The sequence below is a fragment of the Arthrobacter sp. A5 genome (assembly GCF_051131705.1).
In the GTDB taxonomy this organism is placed as follows: Bacteria; Actinomycetota; Actinomycetes; order Actinomycetales; family Micrococcaceae; genus Arthrobacter_M.
In genome coordinates, this window is sequence record NZ_CP180316.1 from 2136818 (window position 1) to 2156745 (window position 19928).

The 19928-nt window shown below is 63.8% G+C and carries 18 protein-coding genes and 1 tRNA gene; 12 read left to right on the top strand and 7 right to left on the bottom strand.

Annotated elements, in window-relative coordinates; all coding sequences use genetic code 11:
- Window positions 1–2: 2 nt before the first annotated feature.
- On the bottom strand, window positions 3–2099 hold the full coding sequence (locus tag ACLLJI_RS09970) for an acyl-CoA dehydrogenase family protein (protein ID WP_434620946.1): 2097 nt from the start codon (window positions 2097–2099) through the stop codon (window positions 3–5).
- A gap of 9 nt (window positions 2100–2108) precedes the next feature.
- The gene (locus ACLLJI_RS09975; protein WP_434620949.1) at window positions 2109–2861 is read right to left on the bottom strand and encodes a TetR/AcrR family transcriptional regulator; all 753 of its coding nucleotides are present in this window, start codon (window positions 2859–2861) and stop codon (window positions 2109–2111) included.
- Between the two features lie 64 nt (window positions 2862–2925).
- Between ACLLJI_RS09975 and ACLLJI_RS09980 the strand changes: the two genes are divergently transcribed.
- The 7 genes from ACLLJI_RS09980 to ACLLJI_RS10010 all read left to right on the top strand — a co-directional run bounded on the left by ACLLJI_RS09980 (window position 2926) and on the right by ACLLJI_RS10010 (window position 10040).
- A complete protein-coding gene (locus ACLLJI_RS09980) occupies window positions 2926–4302 on the top strand; it encodes an acetyl-CoA C-acetyltransferase (RefSeq protein ID WP_434620952.1) in 1377 nt (458 codons plus the stop codon).
- 5 nt (window positions 4303–4307) lie between these two features.
- Window positions 4308–5678 carry a 3-oxoacyl-ACP reductase gene (locus ACLLJI_RS09985; protein ID WP_434620955.1) on the top strand — a complete coding sequence of 457 codons (1371 nt, stop codon included), beginning with the start codon at window positions 4308–4310 and terminating at the stop codon, window positions 5676–5678.
- Window positions 5675–6601, top strand: coding sequence for a MaoC family dehydratase (locus tag ACLLJI_RS09990; RefSeq protein WP_434620958.1), 927 nt, complete (start codon window positions 5675–5677; stop codon window positions 6599–6601). Before ACLLJI_RS09985 ends, ACLLJI_RS09990 begins: the two co-directional genes overlap by 4 nt.
- An 81-nt stretch (window positions 6602–6682) precedes the next feature.
- Complete coding sequence (locus ACLLJI_RS09995) at window positions 6683–7930, top strand: kynureninase (RefSeq protein WP_434620961.1); 1248 nt, start codon at window positions 6683–6685, stop codon at window positions 7928–7930.
- Between the two features lie 143 nt (window positions 7931–8073).
- Entirely contained in the window at window positions 8074–8946 is an 873-nt protein-coding gene (locus ACLLJI_RS10000; RefSeq protein ID WP_434620964.1) for a universal stress protein, read from the top strand.
- Between the two features lie 393 nt (window positions 8947–9339).
- A complete protein-coding gene (locus ACLLJI_RS10005) occupies window positions 9340–9786 on the top strand; it encodes a universal stress protein (protein WP_434620967.1) in 447 nt (148 codons plus the stop codon).
- 8 nt (window positions 9787–9794) lie between these two features.
- Entirely contained in the window at window positions 9795–10040 is a 246-nt protein-coding gene (locus tag ACLLJI_RS10010; protein WP_283560589.1) for a hypothetical protein, read from the top strand.
- A 77-nt stretch (window positions 10041–10117) separates the two neighbouring features.
- Here the strand turns inward: ACLLJI_RS10010 and ACLLJI_RS10015 are convergent, their stop codons facing one another.
- Window positions 10118–10627 (bottom strand): DUF6328 family protein, encoded by a 510-nt coding sequence (locus ACLLJI_RS10015; protein ID WP_434620971.1) that lies wholly within the window; start codon window positions 10625–10627, stop codon window positions 10118–10120.
- 368 nt (window positions 10628–10995) lie between these two features.
- On the opposite strand from ACLLJI_RS10015, the gene ACLLJI_RS10020 reads away from it, so the two are divergent.
- The 4 genes from ACLLJI_RS10020 to ACLLJI_RS10035 all read left to right on the top strand — a co-directional run bounded on the left by ACLLJI_RS10020 (window position 10996) and on the right by ACLLJI_RS10035 (window position 15240).
- Window positions 10996–11511, top strand: a complete 516-nt coding sequence (locus tag ACLLJI_RS10020) for a MarR family winged helix-turn-helix transcriptional regulator (protein ID WP_434620974.1) — start codon at window positions 10996–10998, stop codon at window positions 11509–11511.
- Complete coding sequence (locus ACLLJI_RS10025; protein ID WP_434620977.1) at window positions 11511–13658, top strand: MDR family MFS transporter; 2148 nt, start codon at window positions 11511–11513, stop codon at window positions 13656–13658. The genes ACLLJI_RS10020 and ACLLJI_RS10025 overlap by 1 nt, the downstream gene beginning before the upstream one ends.
- A 362-nt stretch (window positions 13659–14020) precedes the next feature.
- Window positions 14021–14428: a ferritin family protein gene (locus ACLLJI_RS10030; RefSeq protein ID WP_434620980.1), complete on the top strand. Its 408-nt coding sequence runs from the start codon at window positions 14021–14023 to the stop codon at window positions 14426–14428.
- Window positions 14425–15240: a family 1 encapsulin nanocompartment shell protein gene (locus ACLLJI_RS10035; protein WP_434620983.1), complete on the top strand. Its 816-nt coding sequence runs from the start codon at window positions 14425–14427 to the stop codon at window positions 15238–15240. The genes ACLLJI_RS10030 and ACLLJI_RS10035 overlap by 4 nt, the downstream gene beginning before the upstream one ends.
- 99 nt (window positions 15241–15339) lie before the next feature.
- On the opposite strand, the gene ACLLJI_RS10040 is transcribed toward ACLLJI_RS10035, so the two are convergent.
- From ACLLJI_RS10040 to ACLLJI_RS10055, 4 genes are all read right to left on the bottom strand, one after another.
- Window positions 15340–15543, bottom strand: coding sequence for a cold-shock protein (locus ACLLJI_RS10040; RefSeq protein ID WP_196396538.1), 204 nt, complete (start codon window positions 15541–15543; stop codon window positions 15340–15342).
- Between the two features lie 368 nt (window positions 15544–15911).
- On the bottom strand, window positions 15912–16115 hold the full coding sequence (locus tag ACLLJI_RS10045) for a cold-shock protein (protein ID WP_196396538.1): 204 nt from the start codon (window positions 16113–16115) through the stop codon (window positions 15912–15914).
- Window positions 16116–16488: 373 nt separating this feature from the next.
- Window positions 16489–17520 (bottom strand): aldo/keto reductase, encoded by a 1032-nt coding sequence (locus ACLLJI_RS10050; RefSeq protein WP_434620988.1) that lies wholly within the window; start codon window positions 17518–17520, stop codon window positions 16489–16491.
- 858 nt (window positions 17521–18378) lie between these two features.
- A tRNA-Leu gene (locus ACLLJI_RS10055) sits at window positions 18379–18461 on the bottom strand.
- A 162-nt stretch (window positions 18462–18623) separates the two neighbouring features.
- On the opposite strand from ACLLJI_RS10055, the gene ACLLJI_RS10060 reads away from it, so the two are divergent.
- Window positions 18624–19928, top strand: a complete 1305-nt coding sequence (locus ACLLJI_RS10060) for a M20/M25/M40 family metallo-hydrolase (RefSeq protein WP_434620991.1) — start codon at window positions 18624–18626, stop codon at window positions 19926–19928.

Genomic DNA, 19928 nt, shown 5'->3' on the forward strand with positions numbered 1-19928 from the left:
GCTCAGCTGTGCGTGTAGCGGGTGGCTTTCGCGGCTGCCTTCTGCTTGAGCAGGAGCACCTTTTCATCCATTGGTGCCGAGCCGCTGGCCCGCTGCCGCCGGTAGTATTCGGCGGCCTCGTCCTGACGGGACTTCTCGATTCCGCTGGCAATGGTGGCCCGCAGGTGTTCCGGGCCGTAGCCAAAGGCGTCCACCAGGTCCAGTGCGTGCGGACGGATTTTGACGAGCAGATGGTTCAAGTAGCCGCCTACGGTGCGTGCCCGCTGCATGGAGATCCTGCCGTTCATCAGGTACCAGGAGAGGTGCTTGTCGATCAGTCCCAGGCCGAACAGATCGCGGAGCCAGGTCAGGACCTCCTTGGTGCCGGCGTCCTCGATTTGGCCCAGTCCTTCCGTGAAGGCCTCCCACTGCAGCAGCTCGGCGTGGGCCTGTGCCGCCTCGATGAGTTCATGCTGGTGCTGATTGAAAATCCCGGCGGCCTTGGGCTGCGGAAGCTTGGCGGCATCCTTGAGGGAGCCGGCCACCTCCGCCACCATGGTCTGGATCCGGTCCGTCAGTAGGGCACGCTGTCCGTCCTCGTCGCGCAGCGCCAGAACGGATTTCTGCACCGAGCCGGTGTCCGCCACGAACTGCGCGACTTGGCGCAGACCCGTCTTGTGCAGCGTCAGATCGGCGGCCTGATTGAAGGCATAGCGGGCCAGCACGCCGAAGTCGACGTTACGGAACTCCTTGCCGTAGTCGGTCAGCAGGCGTTTGGCCACCAGCTGCAGCAGCACCGTGTTGTCCCCTTCGAAGGTGGTATACACGTCCAGATCCGCACGCAACGACGAGAAGCGGTTTTCGATCATGAATCCCGCTCCGCCGCACGCTTCGCGGCATTCCTGCAGGGTATCCAAGGCGTGCCAGGTGGACATGGACTTCAGCGCCGCGGCGAGCGTCTCCAGGTCCTGGCGGTCCGCATCGGTGTCGTTGCCTCCGGAAAAAACGCCGTCGAACTTTGCCAGCAGCTGCTCGTGCGCAAAGCTGGCCGCGTAGGTCGTGGCCAGGCGGGGGAGCAGACGACGCTGCTGGCGCTGGTAGTCGAGCAGGCACTCTTCCTCGGTGTCTGAGGAAGAGTTGAATTGGCGGCGCTCGGACGCATACTGTACAGCGATTTTCAGGGCCACCTTGCTGGCCGCAACGGCCGCACCGTCGAGGGAAACGCGGCCCTGGACCAGCGTTCCCAGCATGGTGAAGAAACGCCGCCCCGGGCTGGCGATGGGGGAGCTGTAGCTGCCGCCGGCGTCGACGCTTCCGTAGCGGTTCAGCAGGTTAGTGCGTGGAATGCGGACCCCGCTAAAGTGCAGGCGGCCGTTGTCGATGCCGTTCAGTCCGCCCTTAATCCCATCGTCCTTGCCTCCCACGCCGGGAAGGAATTCCTTCGTAGCCGGATCGCGCAGGTCAACGTAAAAGGCGTGCACGCCGTGGTTGACGCCCTTGGTGATCAGTTGGGCAAACAAGACGGCGGCGAGCCCGTCCACGGCCGCGTTGCCAATGAACTCCTTCCAGGCGGCGCTAAACGGCGTGTTGATGACAAACTCGTCCGCCGCGGGATCGAAGGTGGCGGTGGTCGCTATGGAGGCAACGTCGGAGCCGTGGCCGATCTCCGTCATGGCGAAGCAGCCGGGGATTTCCAGGCTCATGATGCCGGGGAGCCATTTGTCCTGATGCTCCGCAGTGCCTAAATGCATGACGGCAGAGCCGAAGAGCCCCCATTGAACGCCCGCCTTGATCTGCAATGACGGATCCGCGGTCACGAGCTCCTCAAATCCGGCAATGTTGCCCCCGTGGTCGTCCGATCCACCCGTCCGGGCGGGAAAGGCGCGGTGCACCGCCTTGTTTTCGACCAGGAACTTCAACTGACCGAAGGTGCGTTCACGGTGCTCGGTATGGTTCAGGCCTTCGACTTTATGCATCTCGGACCGGCCCGCCAACTCGCGGGCCTGACGGCGGATATCGGCCCATTGACCCAGCAGGATTTCGCCGAGCGCGGCAACATCGATGGCAGGATCGGCGATTGTGGTCTTTAATCTTCCGGCAGAAGTCAATACGTCAGTCATGATTTTCCTTTAGCGCTCGGCATGCGGGTTCGGTTGCCGCATCGGTTGTCGTACCTGCTCGGTTGTTGTATGTGGGGGACCGGTCCGGCGTCGATCAAGGTCCGGCGAAATACCCAAAAACAGCCACTTGGTCAGCTGTTCGGCCATGGTCACATGATCGGGCTTTCCGGGCGCCGGCGGAGTGTTAAGCCAGAGCTCGCCCGCGGTCCGGACCAAGCCGATGGCTGCGGTGGGCCAGTACTCCGACAGCACCGGCTCGGTGTCCCGGAAATGCCCGCGCATTGGCTCTGCGATCATCGCGGTGATCTCTTCGAAGAATGTGCCGAGGGCACCGCGGACCTGCACGACCCCCTGGCCGGACGTTGCATCGGCGACGGAAAACTGTGTGACGAAGGCATAGACGCTGGGCGATGTTTCCGCCATTTCCAGATAGGCCGAGACCATGTTCAGCAGGCCCTGGCGGGGGGAGGTTGCGGACTTGGCCGCCTCAAGGATTTTTTGCTGCATCTGCGCGATGACCACCTCGCCCACGGCATGCTGCAGGCCGGCCTTATCGCCGAAGTATCGGTAAAAGACGGATTTGCTGGTGCCCGCGGCGGCGGCAATGTCATCCATCGAGGCATCCGCTCCCAGTAGGTGGATCGCCCGCCGCGATTCCTTGATCAGGGATCGGCGCCGTTCACCGCGGTGTGCGTCCCAGCGCGCGCTTCGGCCGTCCACAACCGGCGGACCGGACCGGGAACCGGGCTGCGTGTTGTTCATGATACCCAGCGTATCAGGTACGCTTGGTATCAGTAACCATGAGTTTACCAAGGGAGAGTGCACCATGACCGCTAACGATGCGAACCATTCCGGAACACAGCATCCCACGCAGAATCCCACGTCGCAGGGCGCGACACCGGTCGTCCGAACCCGCCGCGCCGTCGTCGTCGGCGGAAACCGCATCGCCTTTGCCCGCGCCGGCGGAGCGTACACGAAATCGTCGAACCAGGACATGCTGACCGCCGCGCTGGATGGCCTGGTCGCGCGGTTCGGTCTGCAGGACGAGCGGATAGGCGAGGTGGCCGCCGGTGCGGTCCTGAAACACTCCCGCGATTTTAATCTGACCCGCGAGGCCGTTCTCGGTTCGGCGCTGTCGCCCGAAACACCGGCCTACGATCTGCAGCAGGCCTGCGCCACCGGCCTGGAAACGGTGCTGGGTCTGGCCAACAAGATCAAGCTGGGTCAGATCGAATCAGGCATCGCCGGAGGTGTCGACTCCGCCTCGGATGCACCTATCGCGGTCAGCGAAGGTCTTCGGGAGGTCCTGCTGGATCTGAACCGGGCTAGGACGCTGGGCCAAAAACTCGGCATCCTGGCGCGGATCCGGCCCAAGGATCTTTCCCCTGACGCTCCCTCCACCGGTGAACCCCGAACGGGCCTGTCCATGGGCGAGCACCAGGCCCTCACCACGGCCCAATGGAAGATCAGCCGGCAGGCGCAGGATGAACTGGCGCTGGCGAGCCATCAGAACCTTGCCGCCGCCTATGACCGCGGCTTCTTTGACGACCTGCTGACGCCGTACCGCGGGCTGAGCCAGGACTCCAATCTCCGCCCGGATTCCTCGCTGGACAAGCTCGCAAAGCTCAAGCCCGCGTTCGGCAGGAACCTCGGGGCCGCGGCGACGATGACCGCGGGGAATTCCACGCCGCTGACCGATGGTGCGTCCACCGTGCTGCTGGGCTCAGAGGAGTGGGCCGCCTCCCATGACCTTCCGATGCTGGCCAACCTGATCGACGGTGAGACGGCGGCCGTCGACTTCGTGCACGGCAAGGACGGGCTGCTGATGGCCCCGGTCTTCGCCGTGCCGAGGTTGCTGGCGCGCAACGCACTGACGCTGGCCGATTTTGATTTCTTCGAAATCCACGAGGCGTTCGCCGGCACAGTGCTCAGCACCCTCGCGGCCTGGGAGGACGAAAGTTTCGGACGCACCCGGCTGGGCCTGGCCGGTGCTTTCGGCGCACTTGACCGCAGCAAACTCAATGTGAACGGCTCCTCACTGGCGGCCGGGCACCCTTTCGCCGCCACCGGCGGCCGATTGGTTGCCACACTGGCCAAGTTGCTGCACGATAGGGGCACCGTGGAAGGACGTCCGGCGCGCGGACTGATTTCAGTCTGTGCGGCCGGGGGCCAGGGCGTTGCGGCGATCCTGGAAGCGAGGTAGGAGTGATGACAAAGGACACGCGGTCTGCGGTCATACCGACGGACAGATACACCCGGTTCGTTAGTGCGGGGCTGGGCAAGGACCTGGCGGCGCGGCTCGGGCTGCCGCAGCCGGCCATCCTGCGCCGTTACACCCCCGACGCGCCGCTGATCACGGGTCCGGTGCTGGTGCTCGGGTCCTCCGCCGGCGCCGATGAGCTGGCCGCCAGGCTGCTGGACTGGAACGTGGATGTCCGTCGGCACGGCGCCCCCAAGCTGAAGCTCGGCGCAATCATCCTGGTGCTCGATGAGCTCAGCCACCCGGACGAGCTTTCGGTACCCGTGCGCTCGGTGGGGTCTTCCCTGCGGGACCTGGCACCCAACGCGCGCGTCGTCACGATCTCGCGGCCGGCCGCTCCGGAGTTGGAGCCGGCTGCAGCCGCGGCCCGCCGTGCTGTCGACGGCATCCTTCGCTCCATCGCCAAGGAGCTGCGCAACGGCGCCACGGCGAACGGGATAGTGCTCGACGACGGCGCCGGCACTACGGCCCCGAGCGTTTTGGGCGCTTTACGGTTCTTTCTGTCCGGCCGTTCCGCCTTCGTGGACGGGCAGTTCCTCAGCGTCTCGAGTGAGCGCGGCGAGCTGCCGGAGGACTGGGCCAGTCCGCTGGCCGGCAAGGTTGCCGTGGTGACCGGGGCCGCCCGCGGCATCGGTGCGGCCATCGCCCGAACACTCAGCCGTGACGGGGCCGACGTCGTCGTCGTGGATGTGCCGGCCGCCGGCGACCATTTGGCCTCCGTCGCCAATGAGGTCCGCGGCACTGCGCTGCAGCTGGATATCACCGCGGCTGACGCAGCGGAGCGCATTCTGGCCCACGCCGCCCAGCGGCATGGTCGCTTGGACATCGTGGTGCACAACGCCGGCATTACCAGGGACAAGCTGCTGGCCAACATGGACGCCAGCCGGTGGGATGCCGTGATTGCCGTGAACATTTCGGCCCAGTTGCGGATGAATCAGGCGTTCCTGAGCTCGGACCTGTTCACGAACCACCCCAGGATAGTCAGCGTGGCCTCCACCAGCGGCATCGCCGGAAACCGCGGGCAGACCAACTACGCGGCGTCCAAGGCCGGCGTGATTGGCATGGTCACCGCGACTGCACGCTTGATGGAGCCGTTCGGCGGATCCATCAACGCCGTCGCCCCGGGGTTCATTGAAACCGAAATGACGGCCAAAATTCCGTTCGCCACCCGCGAGGTCGCCAGACGGTTGAACAGCCTGCAGCAGGGCGGGAAACCGGAGGACGTGGCGGAAACCGTTGCGTTCCTGGCGGCCGGATCCGCGGGCGGTGTCAACGGCAACGTGCTGCGCGTCTGCGGCCAGAATCTGGTGGGACAGTGAGCTACCCCGCTGCGAACGTGCTGGCGGGGATGCCGTCGCTCTCCAAGCTGTACGTCAATGCAGCGGCAACGGCGGCAAAATCCCGCGTCCTGGGGTTGAACTCGCCCATGACCCTGCCGGCGGACTGCAATGAAGTACGCGGCGTGCTGGCGGACCTGGCGAAGATGACCGAATACCAGCACCTGCTCGGAAAGGCCGCACGCGACGTGATGCCCTCGGGCTTCATCCACGCGCTGGCGTTCCCCGTGGCGATGAGCGTGATGGTACGGGAGGAATTCCCGCTCCCTTTGCTGGGCATGATCCATCTGAAAAACAGGGTGCAGCATCTGGCGCCGGTTCTCTTTACCCAGCCGGTGACCATCCGGTCCTGGGCCCGGAACCTGACATCCCACCGGGCGGGCACCCAGGTCGAACTCGTGGTGGAGGTCCGGGCGGAAGGTTCCCCGGAACTGCTCTGGCGGGGCGTCTCCACTTATCTGGCCAAGGGCATCTTCCTTCCGGGCGTAGACAAACCGGCGGTCGCCGGCACGGGGCCCGACGCCGCCCATGCGTCTTTCACTCCACCGGATCCCACCGGCCTCTGGCACTTGGGTGTGGATACCGGACGGGCCTACGCTGCCGTGTCCGGCGATTTCAATCCCATCCACCTGAGTGTCCTTTCCGCTAAGGCGCTGGGCATGAGGCGCTCGTTGGCGCACGGGATGTATCTGGCCGCGCGGGTGTTGGCCGACGTCGGGTCTCCCAAGCCAGACGCCTTTTCCTGGGAGATCGCTTTTGACGCACCGGTCTTCTTGCCGGCCGCCGTGGCGGTGCATATTGCTGATACCCAGACGGACGACGGCGTCTGGGTCTCGTCCCAGTTCGTGGGCTGGAACGCACGTACCGGAAGGAAACATTTTTCCGGGACGGCGGCCGTGCTCTAAATTCCCGCGTTCCAGTGTCCCGCCACGGCCGCGGGGACGGAGTGCCGTGGCCGGGACCGGCAGGCACCGTATGCTGGGCAGATGACTCAGGTCCATGACGGCGTGGAGAACGCACACACCTTCGACGACGCGCAGTGCCTCGATCTGAAGGATCCGCTGGCCGCCTACCGCGAGGGATTCATCGGCAGCGATGATCCGGGCGTCGTAGCCTACCTGGACGGCAATTCGCTCGGCCGTCCACTGAAGGCCAGCGCTGATCGTATTGCCGGCTTCCTGCGGAAACAGTGGGGCGGCAGGCTGATCCGGGGCTGGGACGAGGGCTGGCTTTCCCTTCCCGGGGAAATCGGCGACGAACTCGGACTGGTGGCGCTCGGCGCCGCCGCCGGCCAAACGATCGTCGGGGATTCCACCACTGTCATGCTCTACAAGCTCTGCCGGGCCGCGGTGGCCGCACGTCCCGGACGTACCGAGGTGATTCTGGACACCGATAACTTCCCCACGGACCGCTTTGTCTTGGAGGGCATAGCGGCCGAATGCGGCCTGACCCTGCGGTGGATCCGCCCAGCCTACGATGCCGGCGTGACCGCGAGGGATCTCGGCGCGGTGCTCAGCGAGCAGACCGCGCTGGTCGTCCTCAGCCATGTCGCCTACCGTTCAGGCTATCTGGCGGACATGCACACTTTGACCTCCCAGGCCCACGAGGCGGGCGCGCTGATTCTATGGGACCTGTGTCACTCCGCGGGTGTGGTGCCCACCGAATTGGATGCCTGGGGCGTGGACCTGGCGGTTGGCTGCAGCTACAAATACCTCAACGGAGGTCCCGGCTCGCCGGCCTTTGGCTACGTGCGCCGAGAGCATCAGGCAGTGCTACGGCAACCCATCCAGGGCTGGCTGGGCAGCGCGGATTCTTTTGGTATGGGTGAGCTGTACGAGGCCGCGGCAGGCATTCGGGCATACACGAGCGGCACCCCTCCCATCGTGGGCATGTTGGCTATGCAGGACATGATTTCCCTGATCGGCGAGGTGGGGATTGGGGCGGTCCGGGCAAAGTCCGTAGCGCTGACGGAGTTTGCGCTGCGTCTTTACCGGGACATCCTGGCGCCGCTGGGTGTTACGCTGGCATCGCCTTCCGAGGCCCGGTGGCGCGGCGGGCACATCACACTCGATCACCCGTCATTCCGTGAGGTCACCACGGCGTTGTGGGAGCGCGGCGTCATTCCCGATTTCCGCAACCCGAACGGGATCCGGCTGGGCCTTTCACCGCTGTCGACCAGCTTTGCGGAAGTATGGTTGGCTGTTGACGCCATTCGGGAGGAACTCGCCGGATAGCCGTCCGGGAGGCCGAATGGACCGTCCAGCCGGTCGACGGGGGTCTCCAATCGGTCCGGTCGCTGACTGCGGAGCCGACGGCTCATCTGGTGATCGTCCAGCCGGTGTCCGTAATAATGGTGGATGCGCGAAGGAGCTTAACGGTGCCAAAGCCGATAGTGGTAGGTCTGGACGATTCTGAACCCAGTCGGGTCGCCTTGGACTGGGCCCTGAACAGGGCCAGGGCACTGGGGCTTCCCATCGTGCTGGTGCACTCCGTTCCGCAATACTGGGCGACGCCGGAGACCGGGTATACCGACACCATGCAGCTGGCAGCCCGGGAACTCCTCGCGGCCGAGGCGGCGCGGGCCGCGCAGATCACGCCCACGGTGACGGTAAGCACCTCTGTGCATCAGGGCGAGGCCGCCAAAGTGCTCAGTGACCTTTCGACCGATGCCAGTCTCGTGGTCATCGGCACGGACAAAACCGGCAGCACCCGCGGGGAAGGCTTCGGTGTGCTGAGCCTGCAGATCGCCACCTTGAGTCTCTCACCCGTCGCCGTCGTCCCGCTCCTGCCGATGACAGGACGGTCCGGCATCGTGGTGGGCATTGACGGATCCGCGGAGGCCGCCGCTGCCATTGACCTGGCCGCGGACGAGGCTTCCCGGCTGGAACAGGAACTGCACACCGTGTATGCGGGCAGGATTCCTGCTCCCTGGCTGCGCAGAAATATCCCCCAAGCGATCGTCAGCGAAGCGGTGGAGCAGGAGGGCCGGACGCTGCTGGCGGGAGCGGCAGCCCGGGTCCGCGCGAGTCACCCGGAGTTAACGGTGCACCAGCATCTTCAGGCGGCGGAGTTCCCGGCCGAGGCCCTGGTGCTGGCCGCCGCCAACGCCCGCCTGCTGGTGGTCGGTGGCAAGGGCCGTGGAGCACTGAAAAACGTGCTGATAGGTTCGGTCGGGCAGGACGTCCTGATGCACATTCCGTGCCCCACTATTATTGCCAGGGTGCCGCAGCGGGAGCAGCCACGGGGCTGACAGAACCTCCCTCGATGCTGACGGCTGTCGGCTGTTCGTCCGCGGCACGCTCGACAGCCCGCGCAGGGCCCTTGGCCACCACGCTCCATGCCGTACCCGATTCCGCGTCAACGCAGCCATACTGCCAATCGTGCCACGGACACCGTCCGAAGCATTCGCCAGCACTCATGAACATCGTGGCTCTCCGTCTGCGGGCCAGCTGGATGCATTGTCATGCCACGGAGTGTAGGTCCGTTCCGGATTTTCGGACAGGCCGGTCCTTGGGATAGGGGGCCGCCACTATCGCCAGATGAAGATGTACGTCAAGATGGAGTTGAGAACGGACCGCTGCGACGACGCGCTTTCCGCCGAGCTACCGGGCGTGTTTCATTGCGCCTACAAGGAGTCAGACGCATGGACGGGACGTCAAAAACTGCGAAGATTATCGTCGGAGTCGACGGATCGGAGGAATCACTGGAGGCGTTGCGGCATGCTGCCCGGTTGGCCCAAACCTCGGAAGTCGCACTGGAAGTCCTAGCCAGTTGGGAGTATCCCCGGATGTACACTGGCTTCGTTGCTGCCGGGGTTGAGGGCTTTGCGGAGGCGGCGGAAAAAGTCCTGCAGGACTCCGTCACCAAGACCCTCGGAGCAGAGAGGCCAGCCTTTGTCTCGACGAAGTTGATTCACGGCCCCGCGCCGCTGACGCTGATCAACGCAAGTAGTGATGCCAGCATGCTGGTGCTCGGCCGCCGTGGTCATGGTGGCTTCGGCGGCCTGTTGGTGGGCTCAGTCAGCTCTGCCTGCGTCGCCCACGCCCATTGCCCCGTGTTGGTCGTTCACACGGAGCGCAAGCAGAACTGAGAAGGGCGATGGTGGAAATGGACACGACGTATACAGCGACCGCGCAGGCTTCAAGCCTGCGTCCGCAGGACTGGGGTCGGGCGATGGCCCAGGCCATGAAAAGCCTTGCCGCGCAGGTGGCTGCCGAGGGCGCTGAAAACATTCACGAGGAACTTTTCGGCCAAGACCTGCTGCTGCACATTGCGGAGGCGGCGGAGATGGTTGAGATCACGCTGACGTGGACTCCCCAGGAGCGGACCCGTCAGGAACCCTGATCTCCGCGTGCGGCGCCGCCGCGGGCAAAGCTGTGCTGGTCCGCCCACCGGACGTCCCCGGGGTTGTAGGTCCCGGATCATAAATCCCGGCCGCGATGCCGACGTCCCACGACCAGCGGGAACACCAGCAGAAGCAGAATTATCACCGCCAGGAGCGCGGCACCGGCTGCGTTGCCTGCCGTCGGACCCGCCACGACCGAAAAGACCAGCCAGCCCGTTCCGGCGATCAGCAGCGCGACACAGCCGAGCACAATCTTGACGATCCGGTCGCCGCTGGCCACCAGCGTCTCCCTGACATGGTGCCTGAACAGACGCCGATGCAGACTTACCGGAGCGAGCATGAGCGCAGTGGCCACGGCCGAGACCACCACGAGGAACAAAAACACACCCCGCTGTGGTGTGTCCAAGGTGGTGAATCGCTGCTGGAAGGGCAGTGTCAGCAGAAATCCCGCGATGATCTGCACACCGGTCTGCATCACACGCAGCTCCTGCAGCAGTTCGGACCAGTTCCGGTCCAACTGCTCGTCACGGGTCTCGTGCCGGCCGTCCCCGGCGCGCGGAGCTTCGATCGATTTCTCCGGGTTCATGAAGTGCCCCTCCTGGTGCGTTTCCTGTCGTAGGCCAATCAGCCCGAGGCCGTCAGCCCGAGCCCGTTAACTGAGCCAACCAACTGGGCCCGCTAACTGGCCCGCTAAACCATGCGGCACGGCGGTTTCGGGCAGGCCCTGAGGCCGTTTGATGTAGCGGATCATCAGCGGGCCCGATTTACGGTTGCAGGTTCCGGATCCACGAAACCCGGCTGGAGTGGCCCATCAGGCTGGCGCAGCCCGTACGGGTCAAGAACCAGTCTACTGAGGCGGGGACGTCGCCTGCGACGCGGAACACGTTCTACTTAGTTGCCCTAATCAATTGAAAAGGTTATAGTTGTTAAAGGCAACCAATCAACGGAGGCGACATGACGGTTCGTCAGCACACAGCAACCGAGCTGGTGTACTGCATTTTTGATCTGCAGCGCGCCCTTCGCTGCGCCACGGCAGCCTCGGCCCGACCGGCGGATCTGGGCGTGGCACTCGAGGGCGTTCTGCGCTTCATAGCCGACGGCGGCGGACAGTCCCGGGCCTCGGACATCGCGGCACGTCTGGGCGTTGGCCCATCGGCGTTGAGCCGGCAGGTCGCGGAGCTGGAAGAACACGCCATGATCAAACGCGAGCCGGACCCGGCCGACGGACGGGCGCATCTGCTGTCGATCTCTGACAGCGGCCGGTCATACCTCGCGGAAATTCAGCACCGCCGAGCTTCTACCGTGCAGCAGATGCTCGCGGGCTGGAGCGAAGAGGATGCCGCCCACACGGCCTGCACGGTGCAGCAGCTCACAGCGACACTTCGCGCCGCCGTCGTACCTTCACCCCGGGCACACAAAACCGGAACCACCCAGGACCACCAGTCCCAGACGCTCGCAGGAGTGAATTAATGGCACATCACGCATCAACCGCACCGGCGGTCCCGGTAGGTACGCCCCATGCGGTGCAGGAAAACACGCCGATGAACCACCGGCAAATCCTAGAGGCGCTGACCGGACTGCTGGCCGCGCTCTTTACCGCTATTCTCAGCAGCACCATCGTGGCCAATGCTCTGCCGACCATCATGTCGGAGCTGCACGGCTCACAGACGGACTTCGCGTGGGTCATCACCGCTGCGCTGCTGGCAAACGCCGCCACCACCCCCATCTGGGGCAAGCTCTCCGATCTTTTTGACAAGAAGCTGCTGGTCCAGCTCTCCATCATCATCTTTGTGGCCGGATCCGTCCTGGCAGGCCTGTCCGAGACCATCCCGCTGCTGCTCACCGCCCGCGTCATCCAGGGTGTGGCCATGGGTGGATTGACCGCCTTGGCGCAGTCGATCATCGGCACCATCATCCCGCCCCGTGAGCGCGGCCGCTACTCCGGCTACATGGGTGCGGTCATGGCCGTCGCCACAGCCGGCGGCCCGCTGCTGGGCGGTTTCATCGTGGACAGCTCGCTCGGCTGGCGCTGGACCTTCTATGTCTGCGTACCGCTGGCCATCATCGCGCTGATCCTGCTGCAGAAGACCCTCAAGCTCCAGCACATCAAACGCAAGGTCAAGATCGACTATGTGGGATCGATCCTGCTCACCGCCGGCGTCAGCCTGCTGCTCATTTGGGTTTCCTTTGCGGGTCAGGCGGGGTACTACGACTGGATCTCCTGGCAGAGTGGTGTGATGGTAGGCGCCAGCGTGGTCATGCTGGCACTGCTCGTGTTGGTCGAATCCAAGGTCGCACAGCCGATCATCCCGTTGAAGATCATCGCCCAGCGCACTCCGGCACTGGCCATCATCGCCTCCATCGCCGTCGGCGTCGCCATGTTCGCTTCGTCCAGCTACCTTGGACAGTATTATCAGGTTTCCCGCGGCGCCACCCCCACCGAGGCCGGTCTGCTGACCATGCCAATGATCGCCGGGAACCTGATCGGTTCGGTCGTCGCGGGTCTGCTGGTCAGTAAATTCGGTAAATGGAAGGGGTACCTGGTGGGCGGTGCGGTGCTGCTGATCGTGGGCCTGGGCCTTGCCGGAACCATCGATCACTCCACCAGCTTGTTCCTGGTCGGCGTCTACACGTTCGTCTTCGGCCTCGGCCTCGGCATGATGATGCAGAACCTGGTTCTCGCCGTGCAGAACACCGTCGCCGCGAAGGACATCGGTGCCGCGAGCGGTTCCGTAGCCTTCTTCCGGACAGTCGGCGGCGCCGCCGGGGTTTCCGTACTGGGAGCAATCCTGGGCACCCGGGTCACCGATCTGGTCAGCACCGGACTGAAGAACATCGGCGTGACGGGTGCCGGCTCCGGGGTTTCCCTGGACGTCAAGGATCTGCCGGCCCCCATAGCGGAGGTTGTCCGCGCCGCGTACGGCGACGGAACCGCACTGATCTTCACGATCGCGGCCTTTATGTCGGTCGTGGCACTCATCGCAGTGCTGTTGATCAATGAAGTCCCGCTTCGCCGCACGGTCGACATCGTCCCGATCAGTAAGACGGCCGGCGGTGGCGACACGGTTTCAGCGGGCGCAATGGCGGTCAGCAGTACTGCCGATGGCGCGGGGGTCACCGGGGTCACCGGAGCGCAGACGGACGACGACGGCGGGCCGGCCGAGGAGCCGGGGCGCGCGTTCCGCACGCCGTCCGATCTTGACCGTGAATTTGCCGATGTCCTCAGCGAGGGAGTTGGCCGGACCGCGGAACGTCACCAAAGGTACGGGCACGAAGCCGGCACGGTTCAGCCGCAGAAGCATTCGGCCGCTCCGCCGTCGGCAGCCGCGCAGCTTGCCGAGGCGGAAGCGCAGCTGGAGCTCGCCGCCCAGATCCAGGTGACCCAGCGGCTCCTTGCGGAACAGCAGCTGCAGCTGAGCTCGGCTCTGACCGCCGTGGGCGAACAATCCGCCCGGCTACGGGGGATCGCAGGACAACAGGCAGCAACCGCCGCACGGCTGACCGAGCTGGAAGCCCAGTTGGCGAAGGAACGGGAGCTGCAGAAAGCCGCGGCCCGTTATCTCGCGGAACAGCACGGTGCGCTTGACAGGGCGAAGGCCGGGCAGGCCGGTTTGTAAACAGCACGGCCGACAGGGACGGTAGCCCGCGCGGTGCCCGTCCAGCAAAGAGCCGCTGCTGCGGTCCGAGCGGGCCTCTGATCCGGCGCTGGCTGAACCACGTATACCCCGCCGGTACCCGCTCCAACACATCGACGGCAGCGGTGGCAGCTGCACCGAGCGGACCTTGGTGGCGGCTGGGCTGGCGGCAACGGCGCGGCACTGGGTAAGGACCTGGCCGCGGTACTGGGTGGGGACCTGGCCGCGGTGCTGGGTGGGGACCTGGCCCCAAGGCGCGGTACTGGCCAATTGCCGTCCTGCGTGTATACGCTGGCAGCAGAGCACGTATCGAGGATTCACCCGCCTTCAATGAGGAGATTCCGTTGGGCTTTGATCAATATCATGAACCACCCGAGGAGCTGTCCGCCCAGACGCGGACCTTCGCCAGGATGTGCGCCAACCTGACCGAGGAAGCCGAGGCAATTGGCTGGTATGAGCAGCGAATTTCCGTGGAGCCGGACCCAGCCTCCCGCGCCATCATGTATAACTCGCTCGGGGAGGAATTCAAACACTTCAGTATGGAACTGGAATACCTGTTCCGTGCCAAGCCTGTGTGGCGCGAAACCGCACGGGGCATTCTGTTCCAAGATGGCGACATTGTTGCAAACGGTGAGGCGTCTGAGGCTGCCGTGGACTCCGGAACCGCACCGGCAGATGCCCCACAGGCGGGCGCGATGGACGCGATGGATACGTCGCTGGGAATCGGCAGTCTGAAGGGACCGACGCTATGACCATGAACCATTTGCTGCGTGAACATGCCCCGATCTCCGACGCCGGTTGGAAAGCCCTGGACGACGAAGCACGCGACCGGCTGAGCGTCGCTTTGGGCGCGCGGAAGCTCATCGATTTCGCCGGGCCCCTTGGCTGGGACTATTCGGCGACCAATCTTGGCCGGGTCTCCCCGGTGAGCGGGTCCCCCACGGAGGGCATCACGGCAGCCAAGCGACGGGTGCTGCCGCTGGTGGAAGTCCGGGCCGACTTCACCGTGTCCCGCAACGAGCTGTTGGATAACGACCGCGGCGCGGCCGACATGGACCTGTCGGAACTGGACGAAGCGGCCCTGCGCATCGCCAGCGCGGAGAACGTAGCCGTGTTCCACGGCTGGGAGCAAGCCGGTATTACCGGGATCACCGGGGCCGCCCCGCACACGCCCGTTCCCCGGGTGGACGACTTCAGCGATTATCCCAAACGAGTGGCCAAAGCCGTCTCCGTGCTGCTGAAGAGTGGAATCAGCGGGCCCTTTGGATTGGCACTGGGGCCGGGCCACTACACGGCGGTGATTGAGTCTGCTGAACGGGGTGGATATCTGCTGGCGGAGCATCTGCGCAAAATACTTGGCGGCCCTATCGTCTGGGCGCCGGGAGTAAAGGGTGCTGTGGTGATGAGTCTGCGCGGCGGTGATTTCCTGTTCGAATCCGGGCAGGATCTCTCGATCGGATACAGCCATCACGACGCCGAAGACGTCCACCTGTATATAGAGCAGTCTTTCAGTTTTCGCGTCGCCACTCCTGAAGCTGCCATTCATCTCACCAGCAGCTACTGAGGTCTCCCACTGAGGGATTCCACCGCAAGCCTTAAACAAGAGTAGGGCGGGAGTTTCCTCCCGCCCTACTCTTAGGTCCGAGGACCCAAGGTCAGAAAATCAGCCGACCTGGATGTTGACAGCCTGGGGACCTTTGGGGCCCTGCTCGGTCTCAAACGTAACAACCTGGTTCTCTTCGAGAGAGCGGTAGCCACCGGAGTTGATAGCCGAGTAGTGAGCGAAAACGTCGGCGCTGCCGTCTTCGGGAGCAATGAAACCAAAGCCCTTTTCGGAGTTAAACCATTTGACGGTACCTGTAGCCATTTTTGTTAATCTTTCTGTAATACAGACTCTCCGACTGCCGGAGAGTCCCAGTTGCGGTGCTCATTTTGCCGCTTTTACAGAAAAAGCGGCTGGCCCGTTTGGGTTTCGCCGCTTGAAATTCAAAATGCGCAAACACTACAACTTCCATCAGTATACCCAGATTCCGGGCCGTGGCACAAATCCGGGTACCTGCCCCGCCGACGGCGGCAGGGCCACGTCGGCGGCACGATCAGCTGGCCGGATTTGGTCAAGCGCCGTTCGCACGATCACGTTGACAGGACTGGCAGGGAGGCTCGCGGTTAACGACAAATGGGGCGGGAGTTTCGTCCCGCCCCACTTGTTCGGTCCTAAGACCTCAGATCAGAAAATCAGCCGACCTGGATGTTGACAGCCTGGGGACCCTTGGGGCCCTGCTCGGTCTCAAACGTAACAACCTGGTTCTCTTCGAGAGAGCGGTAGCCACCGGAGTTGATAGCCGAGTAGTGAGCGAAAACGTCGGCGCTGCCGTCTTCGGGAGCAATGAAACCAAAGCCCTTTTCGGAGTTAAACCATTTGACGGTACCTGTAGCCATTTTTGTTAATCTTTCTGTAAGACAGACTCTCCGACTGCCGGAGGGTCTTAGCCGCGGTGTTCATATTCCGCTTTTACAGAAAAGCGGCTGGCCCTTTTGGGTTTCGCCGCTTGAACTTCAAAATGCGCAACACTACAACTTCCACCAGCATACAGATATTTGGCCTTCGTTTCCACTGCTCGAGTTGATTCACTCGAGTTGATTCACCAGAGATGCCCGTGCAGCCCCATTTAGGGAGCGGCAGCTTGTCCCGCATAAACGATGGAATGGGCCTCAGCGTTCAGGTTGGCCGGGCTTCCCGACCCGAGGCCCGGCTGCAGCTTCCCGAACGGTGTCGTCGTGACGCCGTAGGGAAGGTTCCGTTCTCAGCCGGCTAGCGGCCGCCATCCCTCCTGCGGCTGCGCTGTTCCTTGGCCGGCAGGCCGTAGGGGTAGACGCCGACGCGGGGTTCGCTGACTTCGGTCAATTTCGCCGTTTCTTCTGCAGTCAGAATAAGGTCCGCGGCGGCGAGGTTATCGGTGAGCTGCGCGGTAGTCCGGACCCCAAGGATCACCGATGTCACCCCAGGGCGGTCCGCAAGCCATGCCAATGACACCTGCGGCGCACTCACCTCACGTGCCTTGGCGATTTCTTCCACGGTTCCGATAATCCGCCATGTCTGTTCCTCCGCGTTACGCTGCTTCCACGCTTCCATACCGCGCTCCGGATTCTCCCCGAGCCGCGTGGCGCCTGTCGGAGCCTGATCGCGCCGGTACTTTCCGGACAGCCATCCACCACCCAGAGGGGACCAGGGAAGCAGCCCGATACCGGCGTCACGCGATGCCGGGACAACTTCGAGCTCGATCTCACGCACCAGAAGGCTGTATTGCGGCTGCAGTGTCACCGGGGGAGCCCAGCCGTGTTTTTTGGCAACGTGCACCGCCTTGGTTAATTGCCAGCCCGTGAAGTTGGAAAATCCGTAATAGCCGATTTTCCCGCTGCTGACTGCATCGTCGAGAAAACGCAAAGTCTCCTCGATGGGCGTGAGCGGGTCCCATGCGTGCATCTGGTAGAGATCAATCTGCTCGACGCCAAGTCTTAGCAGGGAAGCATCCAGTGCGCGCCGCAGGTGCCGGCCGGAAGTACCCGCGTCATTGGGACCGGCACCCATGGGGAAGCGGCCCTTGCTGGCAAGGACAACCTGATCCTTTGCCTCGGGACGCTGGGCCAGCCAGCGACCAAGGATCTCCTCTGAGGCGCCGGAACTGTAGACGTCGGCGGTGTCAATGAAGTTGCCGCCCGCCTCGACATAGCCATCCAGGATCCGATGCGACGTCTCCTCAGTTGCCTCTGCGCCGAATGTCATTGTTCCCAGCGCGTGCTTCGACACCACCGCTCCGCTGTTTCCGAGATTGCGATACTCCATGGTCCTCCTTATACGTCGGGAACCCGCGGGTCCCCGCCGATGTGAACATTCGATGGGATAGCAGTTGGTGTAACGCGGTTCACTGGTCATTTATTCTCCTGACCGTCCGCGCGCCGAGATCCCCGAGTGCAGCACCACACGGACTATCGTGCCAACCCAACTCCCGGAAAATGGTCCCTCCGGGCCGTCCCCTTCGGTCGAAACGACGCTTGCCAAGGCCATGAAACGAAGCCTGGCGCTGTCCGCAGGTCTGGTGATGGTTGCTGTTGCTGTCCGCCTGCGATGCTCCCAGCGACATCGGCCACAGAGTGCTGGGCAGGAGGACGAGATTTTCTCGGCTCGCTGTCCTCCACACTGATGGCCTGCGGCTCGGCCGCCGGTCGGCCGCCAACGCATAGGTGACGGGCAATCCCGGGGTCTTAACCGGATTTGAGGCCAGGCGGCCGGCCGATCCTCCCTTGCTGGGCTCCGGGCCGGGCACAGGCCAGCCGTAAACCCGCCGCCCCGAGCGCTGGTTCAGCTCCCGCCGTCGTCGCCCATTCACTGATCACCGCGCCGAGGCTTGCAGCAGCCGTCGACGGTTTGCTAGTCGTTGAGCAGGAACCTGCGAGACGTCCACGCGGTTGGCAGCCAACGGCAGCAGAACCGATGTCCAGCAACGGTGCTGGCGGTGGCCGGGATGGCGATTTTTACCTCGCCGGCTCGTTCGGCAATAGGGTCTCCGTCATCCCCGCGTGGACATTCGCAGTAGGGCTGTACTTCGCCGCACCGGTACCAAGGACTTGTCAAACCTGGAAATCCATGCGCGGACGCGGAAAAGCCCCGGCGGATCAACGATCCTCCGGGGCTTTTCGTCTGTGCGCGGAAAGGGACTTGAACCCTCACCCCGTTTCCAGGACTAGCACCTCAAGCTAGCGCGTCTGCCATTCCGCCACCCGCGCAGGTGATTTTGCGGCAACGAAGCCCCCGTCAAACCGGGTTCGGTACGCACAAATGCAGCGAGAAAAACGATAGCACGACTTGGCCGTGAACCTTGAATCGGGACGACGACGGACTCCGCTGTAGTCTGTTCAGATAGCCGGAAGTAACCGAAGGAGCCCGCCGTGAATGCCGTTCGGCCCGAAGATGAAGTCGTCAAAATCTGCCAGGACCTGATCCGGATCGACACCACGAATTTTGGTGACAACGAAGGACCGGGGGAGCGCAAAGCCGCGGAATACACCGCAGCACTGATCGAGGAGGCCGGCCTCAAGACCACAGTCTTTGAATCCGCTCCGGGGCGCACCAGCGTGGTGGCGCGGATGTCGGGCGAAGATCCCGCTGCGGGTGCGCTCGTGGTGCATGGTCACCTGGATGTGGTTCCGGCGCTCAAGGACGACTGGACCATTGACCCATTCGGCGGCGAGGAAAAAGACGGCATGATCTGGGGACGTGGGGCCGTGGACATGAAGGATATGGACGCGATGATCCTCTCGGTACTGCGGGGGATGGCCCGGGACGGGCGCAGGCCCAAGCGGGACATTATCTTTGCATTCTTCGCCGACGAAGAGGCCGGTGGCAATTATGGCGCGTCTTGGGCCGTGGATAACAAACCCGAACTCTTTGACGGAGCCACCGAGGCCATCTCCGAGGTAGGCGGTTTTTCCACCGAGATCGGCGGCCAGCGCGCGTACCTGCTGCAGACGGCGGAAAAAGGCCTGTCCTGGCTCCGCCTGACCGTGCACGGCCGGGCCGGGCACGGCTCGCAGATCAACACGGACAACGCGGTGACCCGGCTGGCTCGTGCCGTCACCCGTATCGGGGACCACCCGTGGCCGGTGGAACTAACGGCCACCACACGGCAGTTCTTGGAAGGCGTTTCCGAGCTCACCGGCGTCGAACTGGATGAAAGCAATCCGGAGAATCTGCTCCGCGAGCTGGGCACGGTGGCCAGATTCGTCGGTGCCACGCTGCAGAATACTGCTAATCCGACATTGCTGAAAAGCGGGTACAAGCACAACGTGATCCCCGGCAGGGCGGAGGCGCTCATCGACGTCCGCACCCTGCCCGGTCAGCAGGAGGAAGTCCTTGAGATCATCAAGGGGCTGGCCGGGGACGGCGTTGAAATCAGCTACGACCATAAGGATGTGTCATTGGAGGTTCCGTTCGCCGGGAATCTGGTGGATTCCATGATTGATGCCCTGCACGCGGAGGATCCCGGTGCAAAAGTGTTGCCCTACACGCTGTCCGGCGGCACGGACAATAAGTCGCTGAGCCGGCTCGGCATCACCGGCTATGGTTTTGCCCCGCTGCGGCTGCCCCCGGAACTTGATTTCACCGGCATGTTCCACGGCGTGGATGAGCGGGTACCCACCGAATCCCTTAAGTTCGGCACCCGGGTGCTGGACCGGCTGCTGAGCACAAACTGA

Coding starts and splice junctions, on each gene's coding strand:
- ACLLJI_RS09970 (WP_434620946.1), bottom strand. CDS start 2,099: ATGACTGACGTATTGACTTCTGCCGGAAGATTAAAGACCACAATCGCC.
- ACLLJI_RS09975 (WP_434620949.1), bottom strand. CDS start 2,861: ATGAACAACACGCAGCCCGGTTCCCGGTCCGGTCCGCCGGTTGTGGAC.
- ACLLJI_RS09980 (WP_434620952.1), top strand. CDS start 2,926: ATGACCGCTAACGATGCGAACCATTCCGGAACACAGCATCCCACGCAG.
- ACLLJI_RS09985 (WP_434620955.1), top strand. CDS start 4,308: ATGACAAAGGACACGCGGTCTGCGGTCATACCGACGGACAGATACACC.
- ACLLJI_RS09995 (WP_434620961.1), top strand. CDS start 6,683: ATGACTCAGGTCCATGACGGCGTGGAGAACGCACACACCTTCGACGAC.
- ACLLJI_RS10005 (WP_434620967.1), top strand. CDS start 9,340: ATGGACGGGACGTCAAAAACTGCGAAGATTATCGTCGGAGTCGACGGA.
- ACLLJI_RS10010 (WP_283560589.1), top strand. CDS start 9,795: ATGGTGGAAATGGACACGACGTATACAGCGACCGCGCAGGCTTCAAGC.
- ACLLJI_RS10015 (WP_434620971.1), bottom strand. CDS start 10,627: ATGAACCCGGAGAAATCGATCGAAGCTCCGCGCGCCGGGGACGGCCGG.
- ACLLJI_RS10020 (WP_434620974.1), top strand. CDS start 10,996: ATGACGGTTCGTCAGCACACAGCAACCGAGCTGGTGTACTGCATTTTT.
- ACLLJI_RS10025 (WP_434620977.1), top strand. CDS start 11,511: ATGGCACATCACGCATCAACCGCACCGGCGGTCCCGGTAGGTACGCCC.
- ACLLJI_RS10035 (WP_434620983.1), top strand. CDS start 14,425: ATGACCATGAACCATTTGCTGCGTGAACATGCCCCGATCTCCGACGCC.
- ACLLJI_RS10040 (WP_196396538.1), bottom strand. CDS start 15,543: ATGGCTACAGGTACCGTCAAATGGTTTAACTCCGAAAAGGGCTTTGGT.
- ACLLJI_RS10045 (WP_196396538.1), bottom strand. CDS start 16,115: ATGGCTACAGGTACCGTCAAATGGTTTAACTCCGAAAAGGGCTTTGGT.
- ACLLJI_RS10050 (WP_434620988.1), bottom strand. CDS start 17,520: ATGGAGTATCGCAATCTCGGAAACAGCGGAGCGGTGGTGTCGAAGCAC.